Annotated in this window: 27 protein-coding genes; 11 read left to right on the top strand and 16 right to left on the bottom strand. The window is 68.0% G+C overall.

Annotated features, from left to right (window positions below):
• Nucleotides 1-96: 96 nt before the first annotated feature.
• The 6 genes from ACFFGY_RS22735 to ACFFGY_RS22710 all read right to left on the bottom strand — a co-directional run bounded on the left by ACFFGY_RS22735 (nt 97) and on the right by ACFFGY_RS22710 (nt 6,449).
• Entirely contained in the window at nt 97-816 is a 720-nt protein-coding gene (locus tag ACFFGY_RS22735; protein ID WP_377046827.1) for an HK97 family phage prohead protease, read from the bottom strand.
• A 135-nt stretch (nt 817-951) separates the two neighbouring features.
• Nucleotides 952-2,697, bottom strand: a complete 1,746-nt coding sequence (locus ACFFGY_RS22730) for a phage portal protein (protein WP_377046826.1) — start codon at nt 2,695-2,697, stop codon at nt 952-954.
• Nucleotides 2,698-2,715: 18 nt separating this feature from the next.
• Nucleotides 2,716-4,413: a terminase large subunit gene (locus tag ACFFGY_RS22725; protein WP_377046825.1), complete on the bottom strand. Its 1,698-nt coding sequence runs from the start codon at nt 4,411-4,413 to the stop codon at nt 2,716-2,718.
• A 58-nt stretch (nt 4,414-4,471) separates the two neighbouring features.
• Nucleotides 4,472-4,921 carry a P27 family phage terminase small subunit gene (locus ACFFGY_RS22720; RefSeq protein ID WP_377046824.1) on the bottom strand — a complete coding sequence of 150 codons (450 nt, stop codon included), beginning with the start codon at nt 4,919-4,921 and terminating at the stop codon, nt 4,472-4,474.
• 225 nt (nt 4,922-5,146) lie between these two features.
• Entirely contained in the window at nt 5,147-5,473 is a 327-nt protein-coding gene (locus ACFFGY_RS22715; RefSeq protein WP_377046823.1) for an HNH endonuclease, read from the bottom strand.
• Between the two features lie 397 nt (nt 5,474-5,870).
• The gene (locus ACFFGY_RS22710) at nt 5,871-6,449 is read right to left on the bottom strand and encodes a DUF6456 domain-containing protein (protein WP_377046822.1); all 579 of its coding nucleotides are present in this window, start codon (nt 6,447-6,449) and stop codon (nt 5,871-5,873) included.
• A gap of 80 nt (nt 6,450-6,529) precedes the next feature.
• Between ACFFGY_RS22710 and ACFFGY_RS22705 the strand changes: the two genes are divergently transcribed.
• Together ACFFGY_RS22705 and ACFFGY_RS22700 are read left to right on the top strand one after the other, a co-directional pair.
• Nucleotides 6,530-6,709 (top strand): hypothetical protein, encoded by a 180-nt coding sequence (locus tag ACFFGY_RS22705; protein ID WP_377046821.1) that lies wholly within the window; start codon nt 6,530-6,532, stop codon nt 6,707-6,709.
• Nucleotides 6,696-6,896, top strand: a complete 201-nt coding sequence (locus tag ACFFGY_RS22700; protein ID WP_377046820.1) for a hypothetical protein — start codon at nt 6,696-6,698, stop codon at nt 6,894-6,896. Before ACFFGY_RS22705 ends, ACFFGY_RS22700 begins: the two co-directional genes overlap by 14 nt.
• 1 nt (nt 6,897) lies before the next feature.
• Here the strand turns inward: ACFFGY_RS22700 and ACFFGY_RS22695 are convergent, their stop codons facing one another.
• The 10 genes from ACFFGY_RS22695 to ACFFGY_RS22650 form a co-directional block, all read right to left on the bottom strand.
• Nucleotides 6,898-7,101, bottom strand: a complete 204-nt coding sequence (locus ACFFGY_RS22695) for a hypothetical protein (RefSeq protein WP_377046819.1) — start codon at nt 7,099-7,101, stop codon at nt 6,898-6,900.
• Entirely contained in the window at nt 7,098-7,805 is a 708-nt protein-coding gene (locus ACFFGY_RS22690) for a hypothetical protein (RefSeq protein WP_377046818.1), read from the bottom strand. The genes ACFFGY_RS22695 and ACFFGY_RS22690 overlap by 4 nt, the downstream gene beginning before the upstream one ends.
• Nucleotides 7,795-8,757 carry a hypothetical protein gene (locus tag ACFFGY_RS22685; protein WP_377046817.1) on the bottom strand — a complete coding sequence of 321 codons (963 nt, stop codon included), beginning with the start codon at nt 8,755-8,757 and terminating at the stop codon, nt 7,795-7,797. The genes ACFFGY_RS22690 and ACFFGY_RS22685 overlap by 11 nt, the downstream gene beginning before the upstream one ends.
• Nucleotides 8,754-9,311, bottom strand: a complete 558-nt coding sequence (locus ACFFGY_RS22680; protein WP_377046816.1) for an HNH endonuclease — start codon at nt 9,309-9,311, stop codon at nt 8,754-8,756. Before ACFFGY_RS22680 ends, ACFFGY_RS22685 begins: the two co-directional genes overlap by 4 nt.
• Entirely contained in the window at nt 9,304-9,540 is a 237-nt protein-coding gene (locus ACFFGY_RS22675) for a helix-turn-helix domain-containing protein (RefSeq protein ID WP_377046815.1), read from the bottom strand. The genes ACFFGY_RS22680 and ACFFGY_RS22675 overlap by 8 nt, the downstream gene beginning before the upstream one ends.
• On the bottom strand, nt 9,537-9,935 hold the full coding sequence (locus ACFFGY_RS22670) for a VRR-NUC domain-containing protein (protein WP_377046814.1): 399 nt from the start codon (nt 9,933-9,935) through the stop codon (nt 9,537-9,539). The genes ACFFGY_RS22675 and ACFFGY_RS22670 overlap by 4 nt, the downstream gene beginning before the upstream one ends.
• A complete protein-coding gene (locus tag ACFFGY_RS22665) occupies nt 9,932-10,306 on the bottom strand; it encodes a hypothetical protein (protein WP_377046813.1) in 375 nt (124 codons plus the stop codon). The genes ACFFGY_RS22670 and ACFFGY_RS22665 overlap by 4 nt, the downstream gene beginning before the upstream one ends.
• Nucleotides 10,306-10,479 carry a hypothetical protein gene (locus ACFFGY_RS22660; RefSeq protein ID WP_377043677.1) on the bottom strand — a complete coding sequence of 58 codons (174 nt, stop codon included), beginning with the start codon at nt 10,477-10,479 and terminating at the stop codon, nt 10,306-10,308. Before ACFFGY_RS22660 ends, ACFFGY_RS22665 begins: the two co-directional genes overlap by 1 nt.
• Nucleotides 10,469-10,765 carry a hypothetical protein gene (locus ACFFGY_RS22655; protein WP_377046812.1) on the bottom strand — a complete coding sequence of 99 codons (297 nt, stop codon included), beginning with the start codon at nt 10,763-10,765 and terminating at the stop codon, nt 10,469-10,471. The genes ACFFGY_RS22660 and ACFFGY_RS22655 overlap by 11 nt, the downstream gene beginning before the upstream one ends.
• A 150-nt stretch (nt 10,766-10,915) precedes the next feature.
• Nucleotides 10,916-11,152 (bottom strand): carph-isopro domain-containing protein, encoded by a 237-nt coding sequence (locus ACFFGY_RS22650; RefSeq protein ID WP_377046811.1) that lies wholly within the window; start codon nt 11,150-11,152, stop codon nt 10,916-10,918.
• 155 nt (nt 11,153-11,307) lie between these two features.
• Between ACFFGY_RS22650 and ACFFGY_RS22645 the strand changes: the two genes are divergently transcribed.
• From ACFFGY_RS22645 to ACFFGY_RS22605, 9 genes are all read left to right on the top strand, one after another.
• A complete protein-coding gene (locus tag ACFFGY_RS22645) occupies nt 11,308-11,655 on the top strand; it encodes a helix-turn-helix domain-containing protein (protein ID WP_377046810.1) in 348 nt (115 codons plus the stop codon).
• 114 nt (nt 11,656-11,769) lie between these two features.
• Nucleotides 11,770-11,967 (top strand): hypothetical protein, encoded by a 198-nt coding sequence (locus tag ACFFGY_RS22640; protein ID WP_377046809.1) that lies wholly within the window; start codon nt 11,770-11,772, stop codon nt 11,965-11,967.
• Nucleotides 11,957-12,523, top strand: coding sequence for a hypothetical protein (locus tag ACFFGY_RS22635; RefSeq protein ID WP_377046808.1), 567 nt, complete (start codon nt 11,957-11,959; stop codon nt 12,521-12,523). The genes ACFFGY_RS22640 and ACFFGY_RS22635 overlap by 11 nt, the downstream gene beginning before the upstream one ends.
• A complete protein-coding gene (locus ACFFGY_RS22630) occupies nt 12,520-12,645 on the top strand; it encodes a hypothetical protein (RefSeq protein WP_377046807.1) in 126 nt (41 codons plus the stop codon). The genes ACFFGY_RS22635 and ACFFGY_RS22630 overlap by 4 nt, the downstream gene beginning before the upstream one ends.
• Before the next feature lie 158 nt (nt 12,646-12,803).
• Nucleotides 12,804-13,205 (top strand): MarR family transcriptional regulator, encoded by a 402-nt coding sequence (locus ACFFGY_RS22625; protein WP_377043682.1) that lies wholly within the window; start codon nt 12,804-12,806, stop codon nt 13,203-13,205.
• Nucleotides 13,205-13,429 carry a hypothetical protein gene (locus ACFFGY_RS22620; RefSeq protein ID WP_377046806.1) on the top strand — a complete coding sequence of 75 codons (225 nt, stop codon included), beginning with the start codon at nt 13,205-13,207 and terminating at the stop codon, nt 13,427-13,429. The genes ACFFGY_RS22625 and ACFFGY_RS22620 overlap by 1 nt, the downstream gene beginning before the upstream one ends.
• A 112-nt stretch (nt 13,430-13,541) precedes the next feature.
• Complete coding sequence (locus ACFFGY_RS22615; RefSeq protein WP_377046805.1) at nt 13,542-13,880, top strand: hypothetical protein; 339 nt, start codon at nt 13,542-13,544, stop codon at nt 13,878-13,880.
• Nucleotides 13,873-14,160 carry a hypothetical protein gene (locus ACFFGY_RS22610; RefSeq protein ID WP_377046804.1) on the top strand — a complete coding sequence of 96 codons (288 nt, stop codon included), beginning with the start codon at nt 13,873-13,875 and terminating at the stop codon, nt 14,158-14,160. Before ACFFGY_RS22615 ends, ACFFGY_RS22610 begins: the two co-directional genes overlap by 8 nt.
• Nucleotides 14,153-14,926, top strand: a 774-nt coding sequence (locus ACFFGY_RS22605) for a DNA polymerase III subunit beta family protein (RefSeq protein ID WP_456316186.1), incomplete at its 3' end; no start/stop codon positions are given. The genes ACFFGY_RS22610 and ACFFGY_RS22605, both read left to right, overlap by 8 nt.

The following is a 14,926-nucleotide window of genomic DNA, read 5'->3' as shown; positions in this document are numbered from 1 at the left end:
AGCCGGGCTCGCCGTCACGGCGCTCCAGGGTCGCCGCAGCGCGGCGCTGGTGGCGGTTCATGGTCTCGATGGTCATAGGACCCCTCGGGTGTGTGATCAGGTGGACGAAAGGGACCGATCCAGCGCCCGCAGGCTCTGCATCAGGTCCGATGCGCTGCCGTCCTCATCCCGAGGGTCCGATGCAGCCTTGAAGCCCCCGCCCGCGATCGCGCGGGCCTGGGCATGCGAGAAACCGCCTTCATCCCGAAGGAAGCCCTCGAAGTCTCGAATGGTACGGACGCGGTCGGCGGCGCGGACGTTGTCCACGCGGGCGGAGCCGTTTGCCGGGAAGGTGACCAGACTGACCTCCCACAGGTCCGCCTGCTTGACCGTGCGCACGCCACTGCGCTCGTCGCGCTCGCTCTTCACGGTGATGAAGCCGATGGACAGGCCGGAGATGGCCTTCATCTGCAGCAGCTCGTGCGCCTCAGCGCCCTGGCGGGTCTTCAGGGCCAGCTTGCCTTCGACGTACAGGCCGCGCTCATCCTCGCGCATGGCGGTGTAGACGCCGATCGGCTGCCGCTGGTCGTGCTGCCACAGCAGCGCCGGCATGGTGCCGGCCGCGCGGTGATCTGCCAGCGTGGACTTGAAGGCGCCCGGCGCCACCCGGTCGGAATAGGTGTCCAGCACCCCGAACACCGAGCCGTAGCCCGCGAAGGTGCCGTCTGGCGCGACCTCCTTGATCTCCAGACCGAAGTCGAGGGTCTTGCGCGACGAGTAGCCGTCGCGGACCTCCAGACAGGCGCCGGCAGGCCGGCGCGCAGCTCCCCAGCGCATCGCATTCTCCTTGCTTCGAGCCCAGCAGAGCCCTAAATTCTTTCCCGCACGGACCTGCGGTCGCTTTCGGACGTTAGCTTCCGGACGCCGCTACGGCGGCGGGCAGGAAGCTCGGCAGGCCGTGCGTTTCATCCATCACTTCGGCCGCTTGATGAGGGTGTGAACCCTCAGCGCCCGATGACGCTTGTTCACCGTTAGGGTCAGCTCGTAGCGCGCATTTCCCACCGCGCCCTTCACGACCACCGTCGGGATTTTCTGCACCCTCGTCAGACCCCCAGGCGCGACGGCTCCGCCGCCATGAACCAAGGCGCGCACACGGGTGAAGTCGTCAGGCCCGATCGGGAGTTGCCCGCGCGGCATTTCAGTCCGGGCGGAGCCGTGCTCTTTGTGGATGTGCCGGACCTGATCCGACATCAGGCCCATACGCCAGCCCTGGACGTCTTGCCCTGCCGCCCCGTTGAACTCGGGCCGAGCGATGCCGCCCAGGTCCAGAGTGTCCTGGTGCTTTCCGTCAGCAATCGAGCGTTGCGCCATCCGGCGCACTCGGCGGCGCCCAGCGCCACGGCCTTTGAACTTCCCGTTCTCGTCGCGCGGGTGCTTCGATGGGTCGAAGCTCCGCAGGTCATCTGCGAAAGGGCGGCGGCCCTTCGTCGGCTGGCCTCCAGCATCCTGCTGGCCGTCGTCCTCGGCCTGGCCGGGTGTCGCCATGTTCAGCGGCTGCAGCGGCTCGCTCAGACCCTCGATCTCGTCCAGGTCCTCCCAGCCGCGCGCCTCGTTGCGCACCAGCCACCCGTCCTTGATCGCCTGCCCGTAGGCGGCGTACCGGGTCTTGATGTCGGCCCGCTCCAGCGCGGCGACGTTGTGCTTCACGAAGACGCCCGACCGGCTCTTGCCGATCAGGTCGCGCTGCACCGTGCGCTCCCAGCGCAGGCACCACGGCAGCAGGCTGTACTTCACGTGCGCCAGGAAGAAAGCCTCGGCGGAGGCGAAGGTCGAGGTCTTGTCGGAGTGCCCGATCATCTGCGGGAAAACCCGCAGCGCCCGCGCGATCTCCTCGATCTGGTTCTTGCGGGTCTCGAGGTGCTGGGCGTCCACGCCCGTCATGCTGATAGGCGTGAACTTCGCGTTCCGGTCCAGGATCAGCGGCCGGAACAGGTTGTCCTCGCCGATGAAATTCGCCTCGATGTGCGCCCGCAGCAGGTCGTAGTCCGGCTTCCCCAGCGCGCCTTCCACCGAGTAGAGACCGGAGGTGTGCAGCCCGTTGCTGTGCAGCTTCGCGTGCGCCGTCTCGGTCGCCACCGCCAGGCCGATCGCCTCGCGCGCCAGGCGGAAGATTTCCAGCCCGGCGAAGCCCGACCAGCTCGGCCCGCGCAGGTGCAGCACCTCGGACGCCTTCAGCCCGAAGCTGGTGCCGTCGGGCAGCGTCACCTTGTGGATGACGCCCCAGTCCTTGTCCTGGGTGGTGACCACCCACTGCGGCAGGAGCGGCAGCAACTCGCGGACCTCGCCGCGGACCACGTTCTTCCAGGCATAGCCGTTGCCGCACAGCACCGCGTGCAGGGTCAGCTGCTCGCGTAGCTCCGGCCCGCTCTGCCAGTCATTGGGCCAGTCCAGCACCTGCTGCACCGGGTCTTCGGTCAGGTAGCTCCGCTTCTTACCCTGCTGCTGGATCAGCTTCAGAGGCAGGCCGGAGGTGTCCTCCGCGATCACCCGGCAGCCGGCCAGCACCGCCGTCACGTAGAGCGACTGGTCCGCGCTGACCGTCACGCCGCTCTTCGATACCCTGCCGCCCGTAAGCAGGTCGCGGAACAACTCCAGCGACCCGTAGCGCGGCGCAGCCGACCGCTCTTCGCGGCCGATCAGGCGCGACCAGAAACTCATGCGTCCGGCCTCCCGCCGCTATGCCTGCCAGAAGGACTTGGCAGGCGCCGGCGCCACGGACGAAGCCGCCCCGACTGCCATTGCCAGCGCCACCATCCCGTCGATGCGACCGCGAGACCGCTTCTTGTCGAAGAACCGGTTGCCCTGGCCGTCGAGGACCAGCGTGGCGTTGCCCGAACACCAGCGCGTCACCGCGCTGTCGTGGATCGTGATCCCCTTCGCGAGGATCAGATCCTCCAGCGCCTGCACGGAGCGCGGCATCCACAGCTGCTTCTCGCTGTGCAGGCCGCGCTGCCCCTGCGCATGGCGGATCATCTTCAGGCCCGAGCCCTCCGGCTCCTTCGGGCCCTGGAACTCCCAGGTGGCGAAGCCCGCCTCGGACGCCGCGTCGCGGAAGGTCTGGAAGTGCGCCAGGTCGAAGGCCATCGCCTCCACCCGCTGCTCCGCCACTGTCCGCTCAACCTCGGCCACCACGAAGCTCATGCCGATGGTGCGCCCGGGCACCGCGTTCAGCAGCTTCTCCTCGGACCACTGCAGGTACGGCGCCTTGTCCTTTGCCTCGGCGTCCGCCATCCCTTCGCGCGGCTTCCAGTAGGAGATGCGCGCGTATAGGTGCCCCGTGGCTCCGCGCCAGACCTTGGCCAGCGCGGTCAGGTCATTGCGCTGCGACGGGTCCAGGCCGAGCCAGCAGGGCATGCCCCGCAACTCGTCCTCGTCCACCTCGCCCAGCGTGCTGTCCCACAGGTCCTCGTCGATCCAGTATTCCGACGAGCCGACCGGCACCCCGAAGAACAGGCGCTTCACCGAAAGGGCCTTGGACGCCAGCCCCCTCGCCTTCGCCACCTCGTTGCGCACGTTGTCGATCGGATAGGTGATGCCCAGCGCCGGCAGCGACTTCACCCAGCAGCTTTCGTCCTCGAAGGGATCGTCACTGGGATCGGTGCGGGCGATGAACACGAAGGACGTGTCGTCCTTGAAGTGCCCCTTCACGACGTTCTGGTAGAGCTCGGAATACTCGGTGCCGACCAGCTGGTCCGCCGCCGGGGTGTTGGTTCCCAGCATCATCAGCGGATCGCCCGGCATCTTGGTGATCGCCGCCGACCAGAGCTCGATCGCCTCGGCCGACTTGAACTCGTGGATCTCGTCGCCCAGCACCGCCGAGGGGCGCGGGCCCGACACACTGTCGCCGTCGGCCAGCGCCTGGAACTTCGACTGGCTCTCCTGGTGCTCGATCTTCCAGGCCATGTCGCCGGTGCCGCGGATCACCACCTCGCCGCGCGCTTCCAGCGTGTCGCCCGGCTCCTCGCCCGGGATCTGCCCGCGGCACATCGCCACCGCGTCCTTGAACAGGACGTTCGCCTGGTCCTTGCTGCCGGCGATGGCGTAGACCTCGGAGCGCTCGATCTGGCTGTAGCCCATCATCAGGATGCCGACGCCGGCCATCAGCGGCGACTTCGCCTGCCCCTTGCCAGTCTCCAGCCAGGCGGTGCGGTACCGCCTCAGCCCGTCCGTGCGGCGCCATCCGAAGAGGCTGCCCACCGTGAACAGGTGCCAGGGCAGCAGGTCGAAGGGCTGGCCAGCCTTGGCGCCCGCCGTGATGGTGAACACCGCCGGGAAGAACCCAATGGCACGGTCCGCCAGGTCCGGCCGCCACACCAGCCCGCGGGATGGCCCGTCTCGCAGGTCGCGCAGGTGTCGCTCCGCTGCGAACCGCACCAGCTCCCCGGAGACGATCTTGCCGGAGACGACATCCTGCGCCCAGGCGGTGGTCGGGTCAGGTGGCGGCGCGCTTGCCGAGGTAGCTGTCCGCTGCCGTGGCACGTTTCGCCTTCCTCTGCACCTTGCCGGCGGCTGCGCGGCGCCGCGGCGTCAGGCACAGCTCCATCTCGGCGCTGGTGGCGTCGGCGTCCGCCGCGCGCATCTCCACCTGCCAGATGTTGAGCTGCGGCACCTTCGTCCGCTTGGCGGCCACGACGGCGCCGAACTTCATCACGTTGGCCGCCGCGACGTCGTATCGCAGGTAGGCCAGCACCAGGCGCTGCACGCCGTGGCGGTTCACCGCAGCCAGGGTCTGCACATCCCGCAGCTCGGCGGTCACGCGCACCCATTCGCGGTGCGCCATCCCGCGCAGCTTCTCTTCCAGCCCGTCCTCACGCTCGGGGATCAGCAGTTCCCAGTCGGGCTCATCCACATCAGCGCCGGGGCCGACGATCACGTCACCCATTTCGGCCTCTCATGCGCGGATTTCCGCGCCAAACCGGGCCCAGGCCGAAACCCCCCGGTCGGTTTTTGGTCCCTGCGAAAAGGCAACCCCGTGTCGGTCCAGGCCCCCATCGGCCCCAAAGATCGGACCTCCCCCTCCCCCGGCGCCGTCATCTGCGTCAGACGCATGGCTACGGGAGGATTTCACCAAGCTTGATGCGATAGACGCATGGCTCGCGACCGAGCCTCAGGCGGTCGCCTTCCGCCCTCGGTTCCAGGGGTGATCGGGGTCGAGGGGCCGGCCGGAGGGATCGCATCCCTGCACCCGCATCTGCCCGCCGCCCTTCCGGGTACCGCCCGGCTGCTCCTTCACCTGGTTGTCGTGGGTCCGGCACAGGCTGCGCAGGTTGGTCAGGCTGTCCGCCCCGCCCCGGCGCCGCGACACGATGTGGTCCACCACCACAGCGCGCTGCCCACAGCCCGGGACCACGCAGGTGTTGCGGTCACGCTGCAGAGCCTGCTTCCGCAGGGCAAGCCACTCAGGGGAGACGTAGAAAGGATCGCGCAATTTCATGCTTCGATCCCCTTCCGTCACAACCATCCGTTGCGCAAACTAAACGCTCCGCCACCGTAAAGAGGAGCGCTAGTTGGCCGGTTATAAGTACGCAAGCTTCCTGGAGAAAAGTGAGGCATCGGCATACGACGACCTCCACTCGCCGGGCATCGCAGCCCCATTCGCAGGCATCTATCGCTGCAATGGATGCGGGAGGGAGATCGGGATTGCGGAGGGACACACTCTGCCGCCGCAGACACATCACAGCCACTCCGCCGCCCAGGGCAGGATACAGTGGCGCCTAGCTGTCTGGGCAGACCACAACGCGAAGTAGCTGGGACGCGAAACGCCCAGGGCCGCAAGGCTCTGGGCGCAACTAGAAAGGATGACGTCTTGTGCCCCGATTTATTCCCCGAGGTCAAGGCCTCTCCTTCGACCAGTGATCGGCCAGCAATTCCAGCGCCTCCCACAGCAGCTGCGAGGCCCCGCCGTTGCGGATGTGCAGGTCCTTCTCGATCTGCGTCAGCCGCTCCTGCTGGATCACCGCCGCCATAAACACAGCGCTCAGCCTCAAGCCGACGGCCCGAACCGCCTCGGTGCGCGCCGTCATCGCGTCCAGCTGCGTCTGCGACAGGTGCCCCTTCTGCCACGGCGCCAGCGCTCCTGGCCCGCGGTCCTCACGGGCACCCTCGGCCAGGGCATGCAGGTCCCGGAACTTTTCGGCCGCGACCCAGTGCGCGGCGCTCAGCGTGCCTGCGTCATACAGCCGCCGCACGGGGTCATGCCGCCGGTGGCGCCGGATGGTGCGGTTCGGGTCGTCTGGGTCCGCAGCGAACTCGCGATCCTGCGGCCGGTCCGGGGTGTGCGCGTCAGTGCCCACCGCCACCGCGCGCGCCATCGCTTCCCGGCTGGTTAACACGCGGTCGTAGTGCACCAGTTCACGCACCAGGTTCCCGGCCTTCGCCTCCAACCGATCGCCGCGCTTCAGGTCGATCACGTCGGGCTCGCGCTCAACCCGCCGCAGGTGCTCTATTGGCACAGCCCGCAACCCCTCTGTGCAGCATGAAGCCGAAAGCCATGGACCCAACAACCGCCGAGGACGCGGCGGACCTCGCCACCGTGCGCCAGCACGATGCCTGCGTGGCGCGCGAGGGCCGTGAAGCCGTGCTGGCCGAATTCCTGCCGATCGAGGTGGTGAAGCTTGCGGATGCGCTGGGCGTGCCGCTCGATCAGCTGGCACCCGATGCCGAAGGCTGACCGCCACACTCGTTCGCCCATCGAGCGCAAAACCCCGGAGGAGGAGGCGCAGATACAGGCGGGCATCGACGCCGACCCGGACAACCCGGAAATGAGCGCCGCCGACTTCGCTGCCGCGCGTCCTGCGGCCGAGGTGGTGCCGGAAATCGTGGAGGAGTACCGGCGACGGCTGAGGGAGCAGAAGTAGCTCACAGCCGGAACCGGTGATCGCTGAGGCGCGCGCCGCGTCGGATGCTGCGCCGGGCCTCCTCGTGGTGCTCATCGTGGCGCGCCACCGCGGCCGCCATGCGCGCATCGAGGCCCCGCCAGAGGCGGGCAATCATCCGCATGGCGCCGACGCAGAGGATTGCCAGCGTCAGCCCGAGGATGAGGGCCACCGTAGGCCAGTTCATGCCCCGGCACTCCGCTCTGCCAGAGCGCGCTGCACCACCGGGCTGCGCGCCCGGAAGGCCAGCACCTGGGCATCAGGCTCCACCGCCACCGGGCGGCGTGTCGGCGCATCCTGCTGAGGCGTCACCTTGGCACGCGGCGGATCGGCGCGGCGCATGTGGAGGTTGGGCACCTCCGACACAGCGCGCGGCGTCCGCAGCTGCACGACGTTGGTATCCGCACCGGCTGCCTTCGCCCCGGCAGCGATGCTCTCGGCCTCCGCCACCGCCCAGGGGCGCGGGTAGGCGCCCCGCCGGGTCAGGGTCAGCCGCGTCTCCTCGGCCGTGCGCCACCGCGTCGTCGGATCAGCGATGGCGGCGATCTCGGAAAGGCGACCGCCCCACCACGCTCGATCCAGCGCATCCTCTTCTGCCTCAGTCAGCGCGGCCGGGATCACCGGAGCGGGCAGCGCGGGAACGGACGGCGCCTGGGCGCGCCACCAGCCGCGCAGCTCGCCCACGATCTTGCCGTAGGCCGGGAAGAATTCGCAGGCGCCCGCCACCGCTGCGAGGCTGTCCGGGGTGAAAGCTTCCTCGGAGAACTCCGCCGCCAGCATGGGCGCGTAGAGGGCGACCTTCGCCTGGGCTTCCTTGGCCGCCAGGTTGCCGGCGCACAGGCCGCCCAGCAGGTTCAGCCATTCACGGACGGTGGCGATGTCAGCGGGCACGGCGGCGCTCCGATCCAGGCAGGAAGCGGTTGCTCAACAGCGGGTTCTCCGGCTCAGGAGCCTCGCCGCGCTGGTCGGCCAGGTTCTGCAGGAAGCCGTTTCGGAACTCGGGCTGAGCGCCTGGCCGTCGACCCATGCGGTGGGCGATGGCGGCCTCGATCCAGGCGATGGGATCGACCGGCCGATGCCCCTCAGCGTCGGCCAGCACCTGGGTGACCACGGTGCAGTCGTCGCCGGCCTGCTGCAGCCAGCGGCCCAGCATGCGCCCCGCCTGCTTCTCCGGCTTGCCGGTCAGGCGCGAGAATGCCGCCCTGCCCTCACGCCAGAGGTAAGCCCTCGCATCGACGTGCGGTGGCGCAGCCTCCTCCACCGACAGCGGCGCGCCACCGGCGTGCCCTGAGCGAAGCGAAGGTTCTTTTTCTTCTGTTCTGTCCTGTTCTGTTCTGTCAGCGGGGACATCCGCGGGACGTCCCGTAGTTGTCCCGCGGGACAAGACGGGGACATCCTCGGGACGTTCCTGCCCTGTCCCCTCGTTGTCCCGTTGCGCCTGTGCCGCCTTTGCTGCCTTGGCGGCGCGCCACTTGGCCTTGCGATCCCGCTCTGAGCCGCGGCGCTCGTAGGCTTCCAGGGCCTGCTCGCACAGCAGATGATGGTACAAACGGCCATCGCTGCACAGGACGAAGCCGTGCAGGGCATTGCCTTTGACCTTCAGCCAGCCCTTCACGTCCCGGCCGAAGTCCGCGAGCTTTGCCAGCGCGCCGTCGTCATTCGGCAGGCTCCCGGCGGGGCACTGCTGCCACGCCTGCCACCAAAGCCGCACGGCCGCACGGAACTCCGCGTCGGTGGCGCGCGCATCGAACACGCTGCCGAATAGGCGATGCCCGAACAGGGGCATGAAGTCGTAGCCGCGCAGATCGCAATCTGCGGGTGTAAGGGGTGCGGGGAGCGTCATGCCACGTGGCTCCAGATGCGTTCGCGCTTAATCAGGCTGATGGTGCTGACCGACACGCCGAAGCGTTCGGCGATGTCGGGGTAGGGCTCGCCGCGAGCGATGGCCTGCCGGATGAATGGGATCTGATCCTCGCGGAGCTTCGCCCCGAAGACCTGGCTGCCTCGGACGTAGGTTCCGTGCCTATCTCGATCCCGCTGGTTCTCGACGGCACTCGCCCAGCGCAGGTTGTCGACCCGGTTGTTGCTGGTGGAACCGTCGTTGTGAGCAATGAGGGCGTCCACGAACGGCGCCGGCCCAAGGAAGGCGGCCGCCACGAGACGATGCACCCTCTTGCGCGAGGTCATGCCGTGCTCGCTCAGGTCGACGGCTGCATAACTCCTCACCCAGATGAGCTTGAGGTTCTGCTCACTCCCGAAGCGCCTGATGTTTCCCAACGAGCTGACCTCGTAGGCCGGCGAGCCAACCACGGCGCGCCACACCTCCTGTGCGGCGAGGTCCAGTATGAGGTCGTGGATGGTGACCGCGGCGGGAAGTGCCGCACCAAGATCAGCCACGCGCGGCTCCCTTCAGGCGGATGAACCGGCGCACGGGCTGGTAGCCCAGGCCGATGATGATGGCCTCGCTCACCTCGCGTTGACCGCGCAGGGTGTCGGAGACCTGTGACCGGGCGATGCCGCGCTTGCGTGCCCAGGCGGTCTGGCCGCCCTCAGCGTCGCATTGTTGCGACAGCTCGCGGCGGAACTGCGCGTCGCTGATCGCCAGCATCTCGGGCTCGTCGCTCACAGGCGCACCTGCCGCAGGGGGATGCCCTGCGCCGCGAGCACAGCACTCGCTTCCTCGACACTGCGCACCACCGCCACCGGCACGCCGGCCCCATTGATGGTCTGATGGAGCAGCACCTGCTCGGGCGAGACGCGGCCGTTGTGCTTCTTCACCTCAAGCAGAACCGTCTTGCCGGGCGGCACGATCACGATGAGGTCCGGGAAGCCGTCGAGCACGCCGTCAGCCCGGCGATTGGCGTAATAGGCTGCCCGCGCCCGCTTGCTCCGCGCCGGATCGCCGGCGGCCTCGTTGGCGGCATGGTGCACGACGCTCCCGTAGGGCAGCGCCAGCGCCATCCAGTCCAGCAACTGCCGCTGGATCTCGCGCTCGGAGGGGCGTGGCAGCAGGTCGCTCACCGGAACCTCTGCGCCATCTCAGGCATGGCCGGCTCGCCGCGGCGGTACTGCTCCAGCGGGTCGGGCACCCGGTCGAAGATCGAGACCCAGGGCTGCCGGGCCCGCGGCGATGCCGGGCGGTTGGTCTGCAGGCGGAGGATGTCCATGCGGGCATCGACCTCGGCCGGGCTCAGGCGAGGCAGAGATGTCCGCGCCTCCACCTCTTTCCGCTGCTGCAGGCGAACGCCAGCGAGCCTGGCGCGGGCAAGCGCCACGTAGACCAGGCTCTCGGTGGTACCGAGCAGCTTCGCCACCTCTGGCGCGGTGTTACCCTCGTTCCAGCAGTCGATGCGCCGCATCTCGTCAGGGGTCAGGTCGCGCGGACGGAGCATCAGACGCCGTGCCCTGTCAGCTGAGCGATGCGACGCTCGGTCTTCGCGATGCGGTCACGGATCCGCTTCGCCTTCTCGGTCAGCGAGTTCAGCTCGGCATGGCGGTAGAGCAGCTCATCGGCTGGCGAGCCGATCAGCCAGCGGCGGAGAAAGGCGAAGAAGTCACTGCCCATTCTGGGCTCCTTCGATGCGAGCCAGCAGAGCATCGAGCGCTGCCACCTCCTGGGCGGCGCGGGCTCGGTCCTGCTGCAGGCGGCGCGCGTAGGCGTGCTCCAGCTGCTGGAACTCGTCGGCCGTGACGTGGCTGACGTTGCCCCACCAGTAGGACAGCGCCCGACGCGGGCTGATCCCGAACTGGCGGGCGATGGCGGATGCTGCCGCCTTCACGCTCCCGGTGGTGGCGCGCTCACGGGCGAAGCCCTCGCGCACCCACCCTGTGGCGATCTCAGCGTGCGACATGCACAAGCCCTTGTGCGAAACACTCAACACGGTGTGCGTCTCCGGTGTGATGGTCAGGCTCATGGAGAGAGCGACCAGACACGGGAGACACAGAGACGAGGGGGCGGCGTTGGCGCGCCTCCCCCTCGTCGTAAGAAGAGGGCCGCGGGATCACGCGGACACCAAAGCTACGGGGGCGGCACGCCGACGGACGACGCGCTGCGCCCGGAGAGCAGCCAGCTGCGCCAGCGTGACCTCACCACCTGACAGGGTGACGATCGCCGCCCAATGCTCAGCGGGGATGCTCTCCCGGCGCCGCCAGTACGCCACGGTGTTCAAAGCGGAGCCTGTGCCCTTGGCCAGAGCTCCATCGCCCCCGCAAGCCTTGATGATCGAAGCAGCGTCCATGGCGAGAAAGTATGGCAATGCGCCATAGATCGCAAGGGCAATACGCCATAAGCAAGATGGCGCGTTCTCCGCTACCGCTTTGGCCTATGCCGAAGCGCCCTTCCAACCCGTCCGAGGAACGAGACGGCGATGCCTCACCAGGCGCAGCTAGCGCCATGATGGTCGCGGCTGGCCGCCACCTGAACATGGTGGCAGCCATTGTGGAGATTAATCAGACGAGGGTCGCAGAGGCCCTCTCAGTCGATCAGAGCACGGTGAATAAATGGTTCGCAGGTACCAGGCTTCCGCCTCCGTACCACATGGCCACCTTCGCCGATCTGTTCGGCTGCAGCCTGGAGTTTATCTACCGAGGAAAGATCGGCGGCCCGATGAGGCGCGATCTGGAGCTTCGCCTTGTGGCTCGCTTCCCCCGCCTCGTGGACCCTGAAGCACCTGAGGTTGAGGTTCCGATGGCGCCGGGCCGCCCCTCCAAGGCAAAGGCCCGGGCTCCCGAAAATGCGTGAAGAAGAGCGGGGGGCTCATGTTCTCTCCTAGGTTGCGTACTCACGCTAGACGAGAACTAAAGGAGAACACCAGCCCCAAACGTGTCGTGGCTGTCAGGTTGTAGGAACGGTGTCGTGACCGAACGCGTCCCCGGCCGGAAGCCTGGCCCCCAGCACCGCGACGAGCTGGCGCGGATCTGGGAAGCGCTCGACGCCGAAAACCAGAAGATCCTGATCGCCTTTGCGCGCGGCTTGGCGCGGGAGGCAGGGGTGTATGGGCCGGATGTGCCGCTGGTGGTTATGACAGGGGAGATCGTGCCGGGTGACCGTTAATCAGTGGGCAACCGTCTACGCCATTACGCTCGCAGTATTTGTCGGCGGAGGCTACATCGCAGCTAAGGTTCTCGCCCAAAAGGGTGTGAAGCTCACAAGAGAACTAATCTTTCGACAAATTAAGATACAGCTAATCGGCTTCCCGATTGGTTTGGCTCTCATGATGGCGTGGGCGTATCACCAGGGTGCAGGCTATCTAACCATCTTTCTGAACTACCTGCTGGGGGCAGTTCTGTCGAACACTCTCCCTTTCTTCTTCCTTTGGCTGCGATCAGCCCGCTCAGCGCCTTGGAAGGCAGTGCCATCCTCCTACGCGGTCTCAACAGCAGTCTATAACGAGAGGATCAAGCTCTTCGCTGGTTGGCTCGACCGAGCGTCGACGGCCTGTCTCACAGTTGGGCTGGCAACTCCAGCGGCTGGGCTGCTTTACAACATCGGTAATTTCCGGGGCCAGGTGGACGGGGCCGAACTAGTACCTGGCCTTGCAATCTGGTTGGCGGTGTCCCTAGGTTTGCATCTGCTTGCCAGGCGAGCGCTGGGAGGTCTCAGGCTATGAGCGCAACCTACATCCTGTTTTTGGCCGCTCCGGTGGCGGTGCTCGTCGTTGGATGGCTGGGTGTGATCATGCTTGAGCGAAGTGATCCCGAGATCATCACGACCCGCATGCCTCCCCGGTAACGCGGAACTCTCAACGTTACTCACCCCGCCCGCTCCGGCCGGCGGGGTTTTTTGCGCCTCGATCATGGCGGACTGACCGGCAAACTATGGCAATTTGCCATTGACTACTATGGCAATACGCCATAGCTTGGCTCCACCACCTACGGAGCCCTGCCGCAATGATCTCCGCCACCGCAGCAGCAGCTGCACCGCCATCACCGTCCCTCGCCGCATCGCCTGACGCGCTGGCGGACCTGCGTCACAACGGTGCTCTGCAGATCATCCACCTCGCGCTGAAGCCCTTCGTGCCAGCGCAGGCAAACCGGCAGATGAGCGCCCGACAGCTGGCGGTGCTGATGCACATCGCCATGGAGCAGGGCCCGCACACCGTGGGCTCGCTCGCGCAGGCCGGCAGCCTCTGGAAGGGGATCATGTCCCGGCAGGTGGCCGCGCTCCGCGAGGGCGGCTTCGTGGCGGAACGCGCCAATCCCGAGCACGTGCGGGCTCCGCACCTGGTGGTGACGCAGCGCGGCCTCGCCGTGCTGGAGCGCCTCGGCACGCTGGACACGGGGATCGTCTGATGATCACCGCCGACCTCGACGCCATCCTCGCCGGCCTTCACCGCGCCACCGTCGCGGAGGACTGGCCCCGCGTCCGCTCCATGCGCGACCGCCTGATCGAGGCGCGCGACCGCGTGGAAGCCATGGAGCAGCACGGCACCGTCCTGCCCTTCCCCGCCGCTCGCCCGGCCGCCACCGCCGTGATCGGCAACGTGGTCCGTGGCCCCTGGGGGAGCGTGGCGTGATGGACGAAGACGCTCTCGCCTCCGCCCGGGGCATCGGTCTGGCTGCGCTCGTGTCCCTGCCCCTCTGGGTCGGGCTCGCCAGGACGGCGAAGCTGCTGCTGGGGCTCGTCTGATGACCGAGGCTCGGGAACCCCTCTCCGGCGGGGGCACGTCGCTGCCCCTGCGGCCCCGCGGCGTCAGCGCCGAGCAGGAACTGGACGGCCTGCTGTCCATTCTCGGCCTCAAGGGCGAGCGGCCGGCGCCGGTGCGCCACCGTACGCCCCATGAGGCGATCGACGCAGCGTTGCTCTGGATGCCGGGCACCGGCGTCGCCGCCTCGATCCTGGCGCCGCACCGCGACCCAGTGCCGTTCCGGCTCCGTTGGCTCGCGCGCTGCTTCAACACCAGAGGTCGCACACCGGCCGCACTGCTCCGCCTGCAGCTGAGGGTGCGGGAGGGCGTCCATGGCTGACCCTTACGCCGGCATCCTGGGCGAGATCCTGGCCACGCGCCGCGGCCCTGTGGCTCGCATGCAGCCAGCGCCGGAGTTCATGTCGCTGAGCAAGGCCGTGGAAGTCGCCACCGCCGACCTGGCGCGGGTGATCCGCACCCCCAGCCCGAACCCGAACTTCGCCGGACGCCAGCACACCACCACGCCGCGGCAGGACCTGCTGCGCGCGGCCGCAGTGATCCTCGTCGCCATCGAGAACCTCGATCGAAACGAAGGCCAGGAGGCCGCGAAGCATGCCTGATGGAAGCACCATGCCGAAGGCGAAGCGCGCCGCGGCAGCCCAAGCGCCTGCCGGCGCCACGATCCTGGCCGGCCACCTGCTGCGCGTCGTGCGCCAGGCGAAGCTCGCCACCGCACGGCGGAATACCATCCCGATCCTGAGCTGCGTGCTGCTGCAGGTGAATGACGGCAGGATCACTGCCATCAGCACAGATTTGGAGGCCACCTCGTCCGCGGCCGGGCCGGCCTCCGGTGTCCTGCCGCCCGTGGCGGTGCCGTCTAGCCGCATGGCCGCGCTGCTGCACAACGTCGCGCCCGAGACAGAGGTGACGCTCAGGTTGCCCGATGCCGGGTCGCTGCTGATCAAGGCCGACACGCTCAAGGCGCGGCTGATCGCCCAGCCGGCGGAGGACTTCCCCGTCATCAAGGAGATGCCCGAGCACGCGGCGCGCTTCAGCATCCAGCTCGCGGATCTGGAGCGGCTGATCACCGGCCCGGCGCACGCGATCTCGACTGAGGAGACCCGCTACTACCTGAACGGCCTCTACCTGGAGCCGGAACCGAAGCACGAGCCGCCGCGGCTGAACGCCGTCGCCACCGACGGCCACCGCCTCGCGGCCTTCCACATGGACATGCCGGCCGGCGCTGAGGTCTGGGGCGGTGGCATCGTGCCGCGAGGATCGCTTGCCATCCTGCGGAACATCCTGGGCGGGCGCGCTGCCGGCGAGATCAGGGTCACCGCCAGCGACAAGGCCATCGAGTTCACCGGCCTGGACTGGCGGCTGCAC

It is taken from the genome of Roseomonas elaeocarpi (assembly GCF_042433915.1).
GTDB classification, from domain to species: Bacteria; Pseudomonadota; Alphaproteobacteria; order Acetobacterales; family Acetobacteraceae; genus Roseomonas; species Roseomonas elaeocarpi.
This window is presented reverse-complemented; position numbering and strand designations above follow the sequence as displayed.